This window comes from Streptomyces sp. NPDC037242, assembly GCF_055604165.1.
Genome location: NZ_JBVJUY010000003.1, coordinates 285,540 through 300,436, shown reverse-complemented (window position 1 = coordinate 300,436; position 14,897 = coordinate 285,540). Strand labels below are relative to the sequence as shown.

Annotated in this window: 11 protein-coding genes; 9 read left to right on the top strand and 2 right to left on the bottom strand. The window is 72.5% G+C overall.

The genetic code is table 11. From position 1 onward, the window contains the following. Positions 1-63: 63 nt before the first annotated feature. Together ACZ7GJ_RS06600 and eccCa are read right to left on the bottom strand one after the other, a co-directional pair. Positions 64-2,526 carry a hypothetical protein gene (locus ACZ7GJ_RS06600; protein ID WP_470750051.1) on the bottom strand — a complete coding sequence of 821 codons (2,463 nt, stop codon included), beginning with the start codon at positions 2,524-2,526 and terminating at the stop codon, positions 64-66. Next, positions 2,523-6,605: a type VII secretion protein EccCa gene (gene eccCa, locus ACZ7GJ_RS06595; RefSeq protein ID WP_470750050.1), complete on the bottom strand. Its 4,083-nt coding sequence runs from the start codon at positions 6,603-6,605 to the stop codon at positions 2,523-2,525. Before eccCa ends, ACZ7GJ_RS06600 begins: the two co-directional genes overlap by 4 nt. A gap of 298 nt (positions 6,606-6,903) precedes the next feature. On the opposite strand from eccCa, the gene ACZ7GJ_RS06590 reads away from it, so the two are divergent. The 9 genes from ACZ7GJ_RS06590 to ACZ7GJ_RS06550 all read left to right on the top strand — a co-directional run bounded on the left by ACZ7GJ_RS06590 (position 6,904) and on the right by ACZ7GJ_RS06550 (position 14,884). Further along, on the top strand, positions 6,904-7,374 hold the full coding sequence (locus tag ACZ7GJ_RS06590) for a hypothetical protein (protein ID WP_470750049.1): 471 nt from the start codon (positions 6,904-6,906) through the stop codon (positions 7,372-7,374). Between the two features lie 81 nt (positions 7,375-7,455). Beyond that, positions 7,456-8,835, top strand: a complete 1,380-nt coding sequence (gene eccD, locus ACZ7GJ_RS06585) for a type VII secretion integral membrane protein EccD (protein ID WP_470750048.1) — start codon at positions 7,456-7,458, stop codon at positions 8,833-8,835. Between the two features lie 82 nt (positions 8,836-8,917). Continuing rightward, positions 8,918-10,384 (top strand): type VII secretion protein EccB, encoded by a 1,467-nt coding sequence (gene eccB / locus ACZ7GJ_RS06580; protein WP_470750047.1) that lies wholly within the window; start codon positions 8,918-8,920, stop codon positions 10,382-10,384. 104 nt (positions 10,385-10,488) lie between these two features. Further along, positions 10,489-10,827, top strand: a complete 339-nt coding sequence (locus ACZ7GJ_RS06575; protein WP_470750046.1) for a hypothetical protein — start codon at positions 10,489-10,491, stop codon at positions 10,825-10,827. A gap of 68 nt (positions 10,828-10,895) precedes the next feature. Beyond that, on the top strand, positions 10,896-11,192 hold the full coding sequence (locus tag ACZ7GJ_RS06570; protein WP_470750045.1) for a WXG100 family type VII secretion target: 297 nt from the start codon (positions 10,896-10,898) through the stop codon (positions 11,190-11,192). 135 nt (positions 11,193-11,327) lie between these two features. Beyond that, positions 11,328-11,771 carry a hypothetical protein gene (locus tag ACZ7GJ_RS06565; protein WP_470750044.1) on the top strand — a complete coding sequence of 148 codons (444 nt, stop codon included), beginning with the start codon at positions 11,328-11,330 and terminating at the stop codon, positions 11,769-11,771. 42 nt (positions 11,772-11,813) lie between these two features. Next, on the top strand, positions 11,814-13,943 hold the full coding sequence (locus ACZ7GJ_RS06560; protein WP_470750043.1) for a hypothetical protein: 2,130 nt from the start codon (positions 11,814-11,816) through the stop codon (positions 13,941-13,943). A gap of 70 nt (positions 13,944-14,013) precedes the next feature. Beyond that, a complete protein-coding gene (locus tag ACZ7GJ_RS06555; RefSeq protein ID WP_470750042.1) occupies positions 14,014-14,577 on the top strand; it encodes a YbaB/EbfC family nucleoid-associated protein in 564 nt (187 codons plus the stop codon). Then, a complete protein-coding gene (locus ACZ7GJ_RS06550) occupies positions 14,570-14,884 on the top strand; it encodes a hypothetical protein (protein ID WP_470750041.1) in 315 nt (104 codons plus the stop codon). The genes ACZ7GJ_RS06555 and ACZ7GJ_RS06550 overlap by 8 nt, the downstream gene beginning before the upstream one ends. Positions 14,885-14,897 lie beyond the last annotated feature (13 nt).

The window sequence follows — 14,897 nt, the reverse complement described above, 5'->3', positions numbered from 1 at the left end:
CCTGCCAGGACGGCGATCGGGCGGGCCGGCACCACACCACCACCCCGCCACCCACCGCGCGCCTCAGCGGTGGGTGGCTCCCGGGGCCAGGTGGAAACGGGCCGCGTCCGGGAGCGGGCGGCGCTCGTCGGGCGGGAGCATGTCCCGGCGCTCGAACCACGCGGTCAGCCGGGCCTTCGCCTGTTCGTCGCGTTCCCGGGATCGGTCGTCGCCGGCACCTGAGGCGGTCGTGCCGCGGCCCGCGGACCGGGCCTCGGCGGGCGAGATCTCGCGGAGCAGCACCCGGATCGGCCCTTCGTCGTCGGGCGGCGGGCTGAGCGCCAGCACCGAGAAGGCCGTTCCCGGCGGGAACACCACCTCGGGCTCGTCGTCCGGACCGGCGAACACCGACGTACGGCGGCCGGTGGTGGACCAGATCCCGAACTCGACGGAGCCCTCCAGGTCCGCGTCGCACGCCGGAACGGCGGCCACCGGAGCCGGCTCCACGAGCAGGGAGCCGGGCATGTACCGGTCCAGCGGGACCTCTTCGGCCGGGGCCGCCAGCATGACGGCCCCGTAGTGGCCGGGCAGGCGGCGCAGGCCCGAGCCGAGGCAGCGCAGCAGCGGGGTGAACGGCCCGGGTTCCGCGGCCCGGGCGGCCGCGACCAGGTCGCCGCGGCGGGCCGGTTCGGGGGTGTCGGCCTGGTAGAGCGCGATGGCGACCATGTCCGGCTTGAGGTCGTCCTGCTGGGTGGAGCGGAGGGCGGGCAGCCGGGTGGCGAGCAGCTCGGTCTTGCTGGCGAGCAGGTGGTAGCGCTGGCCGAGGAGTTCCTTGAGGGCGGCCCGGTCCTCGGGCCCGCTCTGACCGGCCGGTCCCGGGACGGACGCGGGCAAGCCAGGGGCGGGCGCGGCCGGGGCGGGCGCGGCTTCCTTGGGGGCGGCGGGCGGTGCTGGCTCGGGCTGCGGCGCCGCCGCCGGTACGGCCGGCTCCGGGGCCTTCGTACGCGGCGAGGGCTCGGCCGGGGTCTGGCCGAGCAGGTCCAGGCCGTGCGCCCCGGCGAACGCGCGCGCGTCGGCCTCGCCGGCGCGGTTGCCCTGGACGAGCAGGCCGTACGGAGCGGCCGCACCCAGGTCCGGCAGGGCGGCCAGTACGCCCGGCAGCGCGTCCCACACTTCCGGGGCGATGTCCCGGTCCCGCTCCCCCACCACCAGTACGGGGCGGGCCGGGTCGCGGTGCAGCATCCTGGGCCAGGGGTTGGCCGAGCGGCCCGCCGGGCGCAGCCAGAGCCCGGCCGGTACGGTCTCCAGCACCCACCCCTCGATCCCCGCCCCGTGGACGGCCGGGGCGAGCGCGTCGAGTCCGGGCAGCCGCAGCCAGGCCGAGGGCACCACGCGCCGATGCCGCGGCGAGGCCGTGAGCTCGACGAGCATGGGCTGCCAGGCGGCCGCGCCCCGCTCGTCGAGGAACGTGGTGGCGTGGTCGTCGGCCGTGCGCACGGGCAGGCCGACGGCCGCGCGCACGTCCCGGCCCAGGTTGACGGCCAGCGCGACGGCCATGCCGGTGAGTTCGGCCGGCTCTGCCCAAGGGGCGCTGAGCAGCAGGCCGTCCCGCTCCCCCGCGGCCTCGGGTACGAGGGCCAGCAGCTCGGCGGCGGGCAGCACCGGCCGCTGCGGGGAACCCACGCCGAGGAGGAGGTCCCCGGGCCTGATGCCGATCAGCGCCTCGACTCCCTCCGGCGCCTCCCCCAGCCAGAACCCGCCCGGGACCGGCCGGCGCCCGGGCACGGGTCGGGGCCCGGGCACGGGTCGGGGCCCGGAGCTCAGGGCAACACCGACCGGGTCGACGGCCGCCCCGTGATCGCCGCCCTGGGACTCCGCCACGACGGGTACCGGCGGGGCGGGCGGCGGGGGCGGCGTGGCCTCCGACGGCCCGGTGGCCGCGTCCGCCCCGACGGGCTCCGATACGGGCATCCGCGCGGCGGGGCCCGCCTCCGCGGCCGCCGCCTCGGGAGCCGCCGCTTCGGCCGCTTCCGGTGCTTCGGGTGCTTCCGGTACCTCTGGTGCTTCCGGTGTCTCCACGCCCGACAGCACCTCCGGCGGCCAGGACGGGCCCAGCGGGCGGGAGGCGGTGCCCGGTTCGGTCAGCCACCAGGTGCCCGGCGCGGCGACCTGGAGGGAGCCGTCCGGGTCGACGGTGACCATGCCGTCGGGGGCGATCACCGGGAACCGGGCCGCCGCCGCCACCGCTTCGACGGGACGGCGGCCGTCCGGGCCGGCCGCCGCGAGGCCGGACGCGGCCAGCACCAGACGGGCCGCGCCGCGGCTCTCGGCGAGGCCGACGAGTTCCGGCAGGGCACGGCGCAGCACCGGCGCCGCGTCCGGCGCCGCGGCCAGGACCAGCACGGCGTCGGGGACCGGGGCCAGCCCGCCGAGGGCGTCCGTCAGCGCTGCTTCGGCCTCCGCCGGGGCGATGACCAGGTGCGGTCCGACGGGCCACAGCCTCGATCCGGCGGGCGCAGGGGTGGAGGTGAGCGGCTGGGCGGTCATCCGTCGGTTCCGATCTGCGGGTTCGTGCTGTCGGGGTCCAGCAGCGGGGTCTGCAACTGCACGGTGCGGCGCCTGGTGATGTGCAGCGCCCGCCCGACCGGCAGCACCTTCGGCTTGGTGCCGCCGAAGAGGTAGCCCTCCGTCGGCGGGCACGACAGCAGCACGGCGGGGGTGTTGACGTCCTGGAGCTTGCGCAGGAGCTGGTCCCCCATGGCGCGGCCGGCTCCGTTCGCGGACCGGGCGACGATGACGTGCAGGCCGATCTCCACGCCCTGGGCCAGGTGGTCGAGGACCGCCGCGAAGGGGTGTGCCGACATCGCGCTGCCGACCAGGTCGTAGTCGTCCACGATCACGAACAGCTCGGGTCCGCTCCACCAGTCGCGCGCCCGCAGCCGGTCCGGGGTGATGTCGGCGGCCGGCACCCGGTTGGCCAGTGCCCTCGCGGCTCCCGTGACCATCTGCCGTACCGGGTCGGCGGACACCGCGTAGCCGAGCCGGTATTCCTCGGGCACGGTCTCGTACATCTCGCGCCGGAAGTCGACCAGCATGATGCGCGCCTGGTCGGGGGTGTACGCGCGCATGATCTGCGTGGTGATGTGCTTGAGCAGATTGGTCTTGCCGGACTCGCTGTCACCGACGACGATCAGGTGCGGGTCCTGCGAGAAGTCGTGCCACAGCGGCTGGACGTCCTGTTCCTCAAGGCCCAGGGGGATCCGCAACGAGCCGTGCGGCTCGGGCAGTTCCGCCGCGTCCAGGACCAGCGGGAGCATCCGGACCTCGGGGGCGCGCGGGCCCGTCCAGTGGTCGGTGACGACGTCGACCAGGTCGGCGACTCCTTCGCCCAGGTCCTGCGCGGCGCCGATGCCGTCCATCCGGGGCAGCGCGCAGAGGAAGTGCATCTGGTCGTCCGTCAGCCCGCGCCCCGGAACCTTGGGCACCTTGCCCGCCGCGCGCATGTTGATCACCGAGTCCACCGGGTCGCCGAGGCGCAGTTCGAACCGGGTCTGGAGCTGGTCGCGCAGCGCGCCGGTGATCTCGCCCCACCGGGTGGTGCCGACGAGCAGGTGGACGCCGTAGTTGAGGCCGCGCTGGGATATCAGCGTGAGCGGCTGGACCAGGTCCATGAACTCCTGGCGCAGGGTGTTCCAGCCGTCGATGACGAGGAAGACGTCTCCGTGCGGGTCGTCGGGCAGTTCCCCGGCCGCCTTCTTGCGGCGGAAGGCCGCGACGGAGTCGATGCCGAGCTCGGCGAAGTACTTCTCGCGGCGGGTGATGACCGAGTTGACCTCGGCGATGGTCCGGATGACGCGATCGGGGTCGTGCCGTCCGGTGATCCCGCCGACGTGCGGGAGGCCGCGCAGGCCCGAGAGGGTGCCGCCGCCGAAGTCCAGGCAGTAGAACTGCACTTCGGCCGGGGTGTGGGTAAGCGCGAGGGCCGCCATCAGGGTGCGGATCAGCGTGGACTTGCCGGACTGCGGGGCGCCGGCGACACCGATGTGCCCGTCGGCCCCGCCGAGGTCGGCCACCAGCAGGTCGCGCACCTGCTGGAAGGGGCGGTCGACGAGGCCTACGGGGACCTTGAGGGCCCCGCGCAGCTCGCCCTCGACGGTGAACCCGTACTCGGGGTGGGGTGCGATCGGCGGCAGCAGTTCGTCCAGCGTCGGCGGCACGTCCAGGGGCGGCAGCCACACCTGGTAGGCGGGCGGGCCCGCGTCGAGGAGGCGCTGGGCGGCGATGTCGAGGAGCGAGCGGGTCTCCTCCGCTTCCGGCTCCCGTTCCTCCTCCGCGGCCTCCGATGCGGCGGCCGGCAGGGTACGGGGGGCGACGTACTCGGTGCCGAAGGCCATGACCTGGCCCTCGATCAGGGCGCGCTGGGCGGCCGGTTGCCGCTTCTGCTTGTAGGAGCCGGAGACGTAGGCGGCCTTGAAGCGGGTGAGGGTGGAGATGTCGCTGCGCAGGTAGCCGTTGCCGGGCTGGGAGGGCAGCTGGTAGGCGTCGGGGACGCCCAGGACGCCCCGGGATTCCATCGCGGAGAAGGTGCGCAGGCCGATCCGGTAGGACAGGTGGGATTCGAGCTGGTGGACGCGGCCCTCGTCGAGGCGCTGGGAGGCGAGCAGGAGGTGGACGCCGAGCGAGCGGCCGAGGCGGCCGATCATGACGAAGAGGTCCATGAAGTCGCGGTGGGCGGCGAGCAGTTCGGAGAACTCGTCGACCACGACGAAGAGGGTGGGCAGGGGGTCGAGCGGGGTGCCCGCGGCGCGGGCGCTCTCGTACTCCAGGAGGGACGAGTAGTTTCCGGCGGAGCGCAGGAGTTCCTGTCGGCGGATCATCTCGCCGTGCAGGGCGTCGCGCATGCGGTCCACCAGCTCGGCCTCGTCGGCGAGGTTGGTGATGACGGCGGACGTGTGCGGGAGGCGGTCGAGGCCGAGGAAGGTCGCACCGCCCTTGAAGTCGACCAGGACGAAGTTGAGGATCTCCGAGGAGTGCGTCAGGGCCAGGGCCAGGACCAGCGTGCGCAGCAGCTCGGACTTGCCGGAGCCGGTGGCGCCGATCAGCATGCCGTGCGGGCCCATGCCGCCCTGGGCGGATTCCTTGATGTCGAGGTCGATGGGGGTGCCGTCGGGGCCGAGGCCGAGCGGGACCCGCAGCTTGTTCGCCTGGTTGCGCTGCGCCCACTGCTGTTTGACGTCGAAACGGTGGAGGTCGTGGATGCCGAGCAGGGCGGTCAGGTCGAAGTCGGTGGCCAGCGGCTCGCCCGCGTCGACGCTGTCGCCCAGCCGGTACGGGGCCATGAGCGCGGCCAGCCGGGCGGCGGCGGCCTGGGACAGGGAGTCGGCGGAGCCGAGGACGGTGATCTCGTCCTTGCGGTTGCGGTCGGCGCCCACCATCTCCAGGGTGCCGTCCGGTTCGGCCGCACCGGCCGAACCACCGGTGATCCGCAGCCGGAGGGTGAGCCGGTTGTGCTTCCAGTCCAGGGTGGATCCGATGTCGATCACGGTGGCGTTGCGGTAGCCGCCGAGGGCGGCCCGGTGCGGGGCGGCGAAGGTGGCCCCGTCCAGCACGACGACCGTGTACGGCTCGTCGCGGCTCGGGGTCGCGTCGGGCTCGTAGGGCGGCCGGGCGCCGAATTCCTCGCCCAGCAGCTGCTCCAGCTCGCCGATGGTGCCGGCGACCAGCCGCAGCGGGCCGACGCCGTCGGTCTCGGTCGGGTGCAGGGCGTGCGGCAGCCACTTGACCCACTCCCAGTGGGCGCGGCGGTCCGGCGCGGCGACGACGGCGATGCGCAGCTCGTCGGGTGCGTGGAGGGTGGCCAGTTGGGCGAGGACGGCGCGGGCCAGCGCACGGACCTGTTCCTCGCCGTGGGCCTCCTCATCCGTGCCGGATTCCGCTGTCCGGGGTTCCGCTGTCCCGGGTTCCGCCGACCCGGCACGGATGAGGACCTGCGCGAAGCCGCGCAGGTGGATGGCGACGGGCTGCCCGGCGACCGTCGCGTACGCGTGGATGAAGCGCCGCAGGGCGTGGGCGGTGAGCGGTTCGAGGTCCTCCACCGGCTTGGTGGCGAGCGGGGCGAGGTGCACCGCGAGGCGCTGTGAGCCGACGGCGATCCGTACGTCGCTGAAGTCGGGATGGGAGGCGCGCCGCTCCCAGAGCCGTGAGGTCCGCACCAGCGAGGCCAGTTCGGCGGGGGCCGGGTTGCGCCAGGCCAGTGCCTCCTGCTGGCTGCGGATGTCCTTGCGTACCTGGCGCCGCATCTGGGTGAGGTAGCGCAGGTAGTCGCGCCGCTCGGCGGTGAGCTCCTGTTTGCGGTCGGAGTTGCCGCGGATGATCTGGGTGACCACCATGCCGATCGCGGAGACGGCCATGGTGCCCATGGCGACGTACGTCATGATGCCGCCGTTGGGCCGCAGGAAGATGAACACCATGGACAGCGAGGACAGCGCCATCGGCACCATGGTGATGATGTTGCCCATGCCGCTCTGCTTCTCGGGCAGTACGGGCGGTTCCTGCAGCTGGATCTCGCCGTCCGGCATCTCGGGGCCCGGCCGCCGTGGCGGGCGGTTGACTAGCACCACGCTCAACGAAAATGCTCCTCATGCCTCGCCGGCCGACTGTGTTCGGCGGTCTCCTCGCCCAGAGGGAACGGATTGATGCCGGGGGGCGGTTCAACCCGTTCCCCGGGGCGGCCGGTGAACCCCGCGGTCCGGGCGCACGTTGAGTTCGCAGACGGAGCGGGAGCGGTTGAACGGTGAACAGTGAGAGAGTGTGTGCATCTACGGGTGGTCACCGGGCCATCGCGCCGGCCGGTCGCCACGGCGGACGAGACGCAGCACGCGGTGCCGGGGCGGTGGCCGTGGCGGCGTCGGCGGTGGGAGACCGGTGTACGAGGACGGATTCGGGGACGGGTACGGGGACGATGATGCGGCGGCGGACGAGGTCCGCTCGCTGCTGCGCTCCTGGCTGCGGGACACCGTCCCCGCGGAGGCGGAGGCGGATGCGGACCGGGAACCTCCGCCCGCCGAGGCCGCCGGGACCGGCCTGGACGTGCCGCAGGCCACCGCTGCCCGGGTGACCGGAGCGGTGACCCGGCTCCTGGGACTGTCCGCGGCGCCCGGCGAGCGGCCCGTACCTCCCCCGGCCGTGCCCGGTGCCCCCGGCGGCCCGTCCGCGGGGCCCTCCGAGGAGCTGTGCCTGCTCGCGCGCGTGCTGGTGGTCGAGGAGCACCCCTCCTCGGCCGGGTGGACCGAGGAGGAGCGGGAGACCGTGACGCGCTGGATCGCCGTACTGATGGGACGGCGCGGCGACGAGGGCGTCGAGGCCCTCCTGAGCGAACTGCGCGAGGGCCGCTGAACCCACTGCCGGGACCGGCCCGTTCATCTGGCCGCTGAGGGCGCCTCGCCCCGGATGGACAGCGGGAAGGACACGCGGGCAGTGAGCGGTAGCGCGGTGGCGGGACTGTGCCGGTTGAGGTTCCACGGACCGCACAAGGTGGTGGAGCTCTCCGTACCGGGCGACGTACCACTGGCGGACCTGTTGCCGACGATCATCGGCTACGCCGGGGACGACCTCGACGAGGAGGGCGTAGAGGCGGGCGGCTGGGTGCTCCAGCGGCTCGGTGAGGAGCCCCTGGACGACGAGCGGTCGGCGGAGGCCCTGGGACTGCGGGACGGCGACCAGTTGTTCCTGCGGCTGCGCCGCGAAACGCTGCCCCTGGTCCACTTCGACGACCTCATCGACGGTGTCGCGGTCGGCCTGGAGCAGCGCGGCGACTCGTGGCGCCCCGCGCTCACCCACCACGTGGCGCTGGGCCTCGCGCTGGCCGCGCTGGCGGGCGGACTCGCCCTGCTGGCCCTGTCCGGTGACATCGGGCCGCTGCGCGGGGTCACGGCCGGTGTGATCGGCGGACTGCTGCTGCTGGGTGCGGCCAGCGCCGCGCGGGCGGTGGGCGACGCCGGGGCCGGTACGGCGCTCGGCGCGGCGGCGGTGCCCTACCTCGCCCTGGCCGGTGCGCTGCTGCCGACGGGCAGCGGTGATGCGACGGCCGCCCGGCTGCTGGCCGGGAGTTCGGCGGCGGCCGGCGCGGCGGTCCTCGCGCTGTCGGCCGTGGCCTGTTCGGCTCCGCTGTTCCTCGGGCTGCTGATCACGGCGGTGACCGGCGTCGTGGCCGGGGCCATCACGCTGGCGGGGCTCACGGCCTTGGAGACGGCCGCGGTGCTCGCCGTGCTGGTCGTGGGGTTCGGCGCGTTCCTGCCCGGGTTCGCCTTCCGGCTGTCCGGCCTCAAGCTCCCGGCACTCCCGCGTACCGCCGATGAGCTCCAGGAGGACATCGAGCCGTACCCGGCGCAGGACGTACTGGACCGCAGCGCGGTGGCCGACGGGTACCTGACCGCCTTCCACGTGGTGACCGGCGCACTGTGCACCGGCTGCCTCACCCTGGTCGGCACGGCTACCGGCTGGGTCCCCGCGGCCATGGCGGCCGCCCTGTCCCTGCTGCTGATCCTGCACGCCCGCGAGGTGGGCTCCATGTGGCAGCGGCTGGCACTGGTCCTGCCCGGTGCCTACGGTCTGGCCCTGCTGACCGAGCAGTGGGCGGTCACGCTCGACTCCGCCGGGCGCCTGGGGCTGCTGGCCGGGCTGACGGCCGTGGCCTCGGCACTCGCCGTCGCCTCGTGGACCGTGCCGGGGCGGCGGATGCTGCCGTACTGGGGCCGGGCCGGCGACCTGCTGCACAGCGCGCTGGCGCTGAGCCTGCTCCCGCTCGCGCTGGGCGTGGCCGGTGTCTTCGGCTGGGTGCGCGGGCTCAGCGGCTGACCGGCGGCGCGCCGGAGCGCGCACTCGACCGGAGTTGGCCGTGCCACGGCCCTGACAGGACCTTATCTGCGGAGGAGTTCACATGCAGTCCAGGCGCGACCAGGTACAGGCGCACCTGTTCGTGATGAGCAGACTCGGGGCCGGCATGCTGCGCGGCGAACCCGACGCACCGGACCTCCCGACCCGGCGGACCACCCGCGGGGTCCGCACCGGACTGTTCATCGCCATGGTGATCGCCCTGGTCATGGGCCTGTACGGGGCCATCAAGCCGGGCGGCGCGACCGGTTGGGCCAAACCCGGCACCCTGGTGGTGGTGAAGGAGACGGGCGCGCGCTACCTGTTCATCGGCGGGGAGCTGCGCCCCGTGCTCAACCAGGCCAGCGCCCGACTGGTGGCCGGGGAGAAGATGACCGTCTCCCAGGTCGGCCTGAACTCGCTCAAGGCGGCCCCGCGGGGCGGACCGGTCGGAATCGTCGGCGCGCCGGACGGCCTGCCCTCCAAGTCCCGTCTGACCGACGGGTCCTGGCTGGTCTGCGGGCTGCCCGGCCGTGGCGCGTCCGGCCAGGCCTCGCCGCTGCTCTCGGTGGCCGTCGGGAGCGGCTCGCCGGGCCAGGCCCTGGCGCCCGGGCAGGGCCTGCTGGTGGGGACCGCCGACGGCGCCCGGCACGTGCTGTGGCAGGGCAGACGGCTGCGGCTCGACGTCGCCGCGGGCGCCGGAACGGCGCTGGGCTACGGCTCCACCGCCCCCTTCGCCGTACCGCCGGCCTTCCTGAACTCCCTGCCCGCCGGGCCCGATCTGGCACCGCCCGAGATCTCCGGGCGCGGTTCGGCCGGGCCCGTGCTGGCCGGGCAGCAGACCCGGACCGGCCAGTTGTTCACCGGCCCGGCCGGAGAGCCGTACGTTCTGACCCAGCAGGGTCTGGCCCCGCTGGACCAGACCCTCTTCGAGCTGCTGCGCGGAGACCCCCGCACGCAGCGGGAGGCGTACGCGGGAGCGCCGGCGATCGCCGTGGTGGTGGGCGCGGCCGATCTGGCCGCCCATGCGGCGCCGGCCGGGACCCTGCCGGGTTCCGGGCTGCCCGAGGCGCCGCCGAAGCTGGTGGCACCGGCGGCGGGGCAGAGCGTGTGCGCGGCGGTGCAGCCCTCGCCGGGCGGGCCCCGCACGCTGGTGACCGTGGTCGAGGCCGCGGCGGTCGCGGGACTGCCGCCCGCGCCCCAGCCGGGCGTGGCGCTCGGCTGCGGTACGGCCGACCGGATCTCCGTACGGCCCGGTGGCGGGGCGCTGGTGCGCGCGCTGTCCGGAGCGGGCGCGGGCGGGGCGACGTACCTGGTGGCGGACAACGGCGTGAAGTACGCGGTGCCTTCGCCGGAGGCCGTGAAGACCCTGGGCTACGGCGGCGCCGGGGTGGCGGGCATGCCCTCCGGCCTCCTGTCCCTGCTGCCGACCGGGCCCGCACTGGACCCGGCAGCGCTGGCCTCGGCGGGCCTCGTGGAGCCCCTCCCCGGATCCGGGGACGCACCGTGCCCGGGCGCCGTTCCCCGTGGCTGAGCGGCCCCTGCGAGCGCTGCTCCGGAGGTGAACCCTGCGCCCCTGGCGCCCCGTTCACCCTGCCGGGAACCCCACGCCATACACGATCCGACCAAGGAGATCAGGTGCCCGAAAACCCCGGTGAAAACCTCAAAGTCTCATCAGCGGTACTCACCCAGACCCTCAACGAACTCGAGGGGCACCTCCAGACGATGGAGCGGGCCTACACGGATTCCGAGGACATCGCGGGCCAGGTCTCGCAGAGCATGGTGTCGACGGCCGGCACCAAGTTCATCGCCAAGATCGAGAACTGGCAGCGCGGCTACCGCTCGGTGATGGCCGAGTACAAGGACCTCCTCGAAGCCGTCGGCGTCACCAGCAGGGTCATGACGGACACCGCCGGCGAAGCGGACTCGAACATGGACCTCTGGACCGGCGACGTCTACGACATCCTCGGCAAGTAGGCCCCGGCCGGCGCTCGTACGCCGCCGTCTTCGGCAGTCCCTCCCTCCCCCTGACGTAAGGAATCGCCATGAGCGAAATGGACATGGACATCAAGCACGGCGCGCTCCAGGACGCCAACGACCGGATGAAGCAGGTCGCCGCGTCCATGAACGGCGCCCTCGACACCATCGTGCAGCGCCTCGACGCCATCAAGTCCGAGTTCACCGGTGAAGCCGCCAAGGAGTTCGCCGAGTTCAAGCAGGCGGTCAACAACCTGGACGCGAGCCTGTCCTCCCAGTTCGACAAGGGGGCCGACCTCCTGGCCGACGCCCACAGCATCATCCGCAACGGCGACCGCAAGAGCGCCTACCTGTTCCAGCGCTGATCCGCGCACCCGGACCCGGCCCGACGGCGCTCGCGCGCGGGCCGGGTTTCCCGTACCGGGGGTGAACCGGTCGGCACGGGGCCCCCGTTCTTCCTGCCGAACACTCACGGCCCACCCGAAGACAGGAGAGCGCGCATGGCGGCCAACCCCCCCAACGAAGACTCGGACGACGAGGGCTCCTTCAAGATCACCGAAGACGCCCTCCTGAACTTCGCGGCCAAGTTCGAGGCCCTCCTCAAGGACCTCGGGGAGGACCCGGCCGTCGCGGGCCTGACCCAGTGGGCGCAGGGAAACGCCATCGGCGACGACGGCAAGATCCTTCCGGGCAACACGGGTCAGCTGCAGAGCGCCAAGGAGGTGCAGGAGGGGTTCAAGACGATGTGCGCCCAAGTGCTCAGCGGACTGGGCGTGTTCCGCGGCGTCGCCGACAGCGGCTTCCTCACCCTGAAGACCATCAAGCTCATCCTCGACAACACCTCCGACGACGCCGTCAGCGTCACCGAGATGTGGGAGATCCTCAACTCGATCCAGCAGGGCGCCAAGACGCCGAGCCCCGGACCCTCGGCCCCGACCAAGTAGACGAGACATCCCCAGCCCCACGGACAGGAGTTCCGCGCGATCATGCCGGTGAGCAAGAACTGGGAAGAAGCCCTCAAGGTCTTCATGGCCGACACTGGTTCGCTGGCGGACCGCAATTCGGTGGCGGGCCCTGGTTCCGCCAGATGGACCACGACCGACGGCATCCGCGTCATGAAGGACGTCAGTCCGACCCAGGACTGGTCCAAGACGTTCGACGTGTTCTGGACCGGCTTCGCGACGCTGCAGGACGGGAACGGCCAGAACGTCGTCAGCCCCGTCCACTTCGTGGCGGGTTTCAACATCGACAAGAAGAACGTGTTCGACAACGCCACATCCAAGTGGAACTTGTGGTTCAGCGACCCCAAGAAGAACCTCGCGCCGCTGGTGGGTTCGCCCTTCAAGAACGAAGTCGTCAACCCCCTCTCGTTCGAGCACGCGGCGGCCCAGGTCACGAGCATCGTCGGTTGGTTCGACGAATGGCTGCCGATCATCAAGAAATGGGGCGACGCCGTCGACTCCGGTGGCGACGAGTGGAAGGGCAGCGCGGCCGGCGCGTTCAAGAAGTTCCTGAACGTGATCCACGTGGAGATGAGCAAGGTCAGGCTCGACATCACGGCGCCGAGCGACTACGCGGCGTTGATCACGACGGCCAAGGACAAGCTCAAGGAGGCCGTCACGGGCATGAACACCTCCTTCGGCGAGTGGTACGTGACGCGCAACGCCAATGGGTTGAACGTGCTGCACGACGCGTTCCACAAAGTCATGTCCAAGGCGGAGCTCCAGGTCACCTGGAAGGCCTACAACTACGGCGATACGTACGGCTACGAACCGGACACCTGGAAGATCGTCGACAACGACAAGTCCGACATCAGCCATGCCTACTGGCTCGACGGGGTCGAGAGCGCCGCGAAGGCGCTCTGGATGGGGAACCTGGAGAAGCTGGACGCGGCCGCGAAGAAGTACATCGACCCGCTGGACACGGCGTACTCGAATCTCGGCGGCGCGCTCAGGGAGGGCGTCTACCAGCCCAACATCAGCATGCCCGGCGGCGGCACGGGTCCGACCCCGCCCCCCAACCCCCAGAACAACCCCCTCAACCAGGGCGGCAAGAACCCCCTCGACGGGAAGGGCGGAGGAGCCGGCGGCCCCGGCGGGCCGAAGAAGCCCCCCGAGCTCAAGACCGGCGGGGGCGCCGGCCCGGGCAACAAGCCTCCGACCGGCCTCCCCGGCAGCCTCAAGCCCGGCAGCGGTTCCGGGACGGGCGCGGGCGTGCCGTTGCTCGACAAGAACGGCAAGCCGGTCCTCGGTCCCGACGGCAGGCCGGTGCTGGTGCCGCCGGGGTCCCGCATCGGCAAGGACGGCAAGGTCTACGACGCGAAGGGCAATCCGGTCCTGGGCCCGGGCGGCAAGCCCGTCATCGCGCCGCCCGGCGCCAAGGTGGGCCAGGTGCCTCCGGGCGGGCAGCCCCAGGGGCCGCTGCAGCCGGGCAGCGGCACGTACGACCAGATCCGGCTCCCCGAGGGGGCGAAGATCCTGGAGAACGGCACCGTCGTCGACGCCAACGGCAAACCGCTGCTCGACTCCAACGGCAATCCCTACACCCTGCCCAAGGGAGCCACCGTCAAGGACGGCATCGTCGTCGGTGCCGACGGCAAGGCGATCAGCCGTACGAACCAGCTGTTGACGAACGCCGAACACGCCCTCAGCTCGCGTCCGATCCCCAAGCCCAACACTCAGTCCGGCGGCCTCCCGGCCTTCGAGTTCAAGAGCGGCGGCACCTCGGGAAGCGGCAGGCTCCCGGGCCTGGACGGCATCGGCTCCGGTGGTGGTGGCGGCGCCGGCGGTCTCGTCGGCGGCGCGCAGCCCAAGGGCACCGCGGCGACCGTCGGCGGTATGACCGGGATCGGCGAGTGGGGGACCCAGAGGGGCGCCTCCGTGTCGGGCAATCCGGCCGCGGCCGCGGCCAATGCCGCCGCCCAGCAGCAGCGGGACGCCCTTCAGGGCCAGCCGCCGCCGCAGTCTCCGATGATGCCGCCGATGAGCCCGGGCGCGGGCGCCGCCGGTGGGCAGCCGAACCAGGGCAAGGACCGGCAGCGCACCACCTGGCTGACCGAGGACGAAGAGGTCTGGGGCACGGACACCGGCTCCGTCAGCGGAGTCATCGGCCGCTGATGGGCCCTCGTCCGTCCCGAACACTGACCGACCCCAACCAACCCCGACCGAACCATCCGAAAGGTGACCGATGAGCATCGACTTCGAGGGCAAGATCAAGGACGCGATGTCGGCCCTGCACGAGCAGCGGGACCAGATGCTCGCCGCCAAGCGCGAACTCGACTCGGCGACGGCCTCCGCCACGTCCAGGGACCGCATGGTGTCGGTCACCGTCGGCCCCCAGGGCCAGGTCGTCTCGATGACCTTCCACACCAAGGCGTACCAGGCGATGGCACCGGCCGAGCTGTCCGCCGCGCTGGTCACCGTACTCAACGACGCCCGGGCCACGATGGGCGCCGAGGTCATCGAGCGGATCAAGGGCTTCGACAACTTCGGCGAGCACCTGCGCATGGTCACCGGCCTGAGCGGCATGCCCGACGACCTGGACGAGCTGATGAAGCCGCTGCGCGCGATGGGCTCCTCCTTCGGCCTGGAAGAGGCGAGCGAGGAGGCGAAGGCCGCCAAGCAGGAGGAGTTCGCCGCCGAGGAGGAGGCCGCGCGCACGAGGTCCGAACACCACAAGAAGCAGGAGGAGTTCGCGGCCGAGTCGGAGAGCCGGATCCCCACCGGGAAGCAGGAGGTCTTCAATGGCTGACGATCGGGACCTCAGGGTGCTGAGCGATCTCAAGACCAAGTTCAGCTACTACGACGACTATCAGCGGTGTCTGACCGACCTCAACCTGAAGATCGTCGAGATCAACCGGATCAACAAGGAGTCGGCCGGCCAGGACGAGATCGGCACTGTCTACCACCAGCAGGTCGACAAGCCCACCGAGAACCTGACCGAGACCATCGCGTACATCCGGAAGAAGCTGGGCACGGTGGTGAGCGCCGGCAACGACACCGTCGACACGATGAACAACGCGGACGACGAGGCCGGGCAGCACGTGGAGACCTTCTGAACCGTGCGGGTGG

Bases quoted from the DNA above. Each gene is read 5' to 3' on its own strand.
- ACZ7GJ_RS06600 (WP_470750051.1), bottom strand. From the start codon at position 2,526: ATGACCGCCCAGCCGCTCACCTCCACCCCTGCGCCCGCCGGATCGAGG.
- eccB (WP_470750047.1), top strand. From the start codon at position 8,918: ATGCAGTCCAGGCGCGACCAGGTACAGGCGCACCTGTTCGTGATGAGC.
- ACZ7GJ_RS06570 (WP_470750045.1), top strand. From the start codon at position 10,896: ATGAGCGAAATGGACATGGACATCAAGCACGGCGCGCTCCAGGACGCC.
- ACZ7GJ_RS06565 (WP_470750044.1), top strand. From the start codon at position 11,328: ATGGCGGCCAACCCCCCCAACGAAGACTCGGACGACGAGGGCTCCTTC.
- ACZ7GJ_RS06560 (WP_470750043.1), top strand. From the start codon at position 11,814: ATGCCGGTGAGCAAGAACTGGGAAGAAGCCCTCAAGGTCTTCATGGCC.
- ACZ7GJ_RS06555 (WP_470750042.1), top strand. From the start codon at position 14,014: ATGAGCATCGACTTCGAGGGCAAGATCAAGGACGCGATGTCGGCCCTG.
- ACZ7GJ_RS06550 (WP_470750041.1), top strand. From the start codon at position 14,570: ATGGCTGACGATCGGGACCTCAGGGTGCTGAGCGATCTCAAGACCAAG.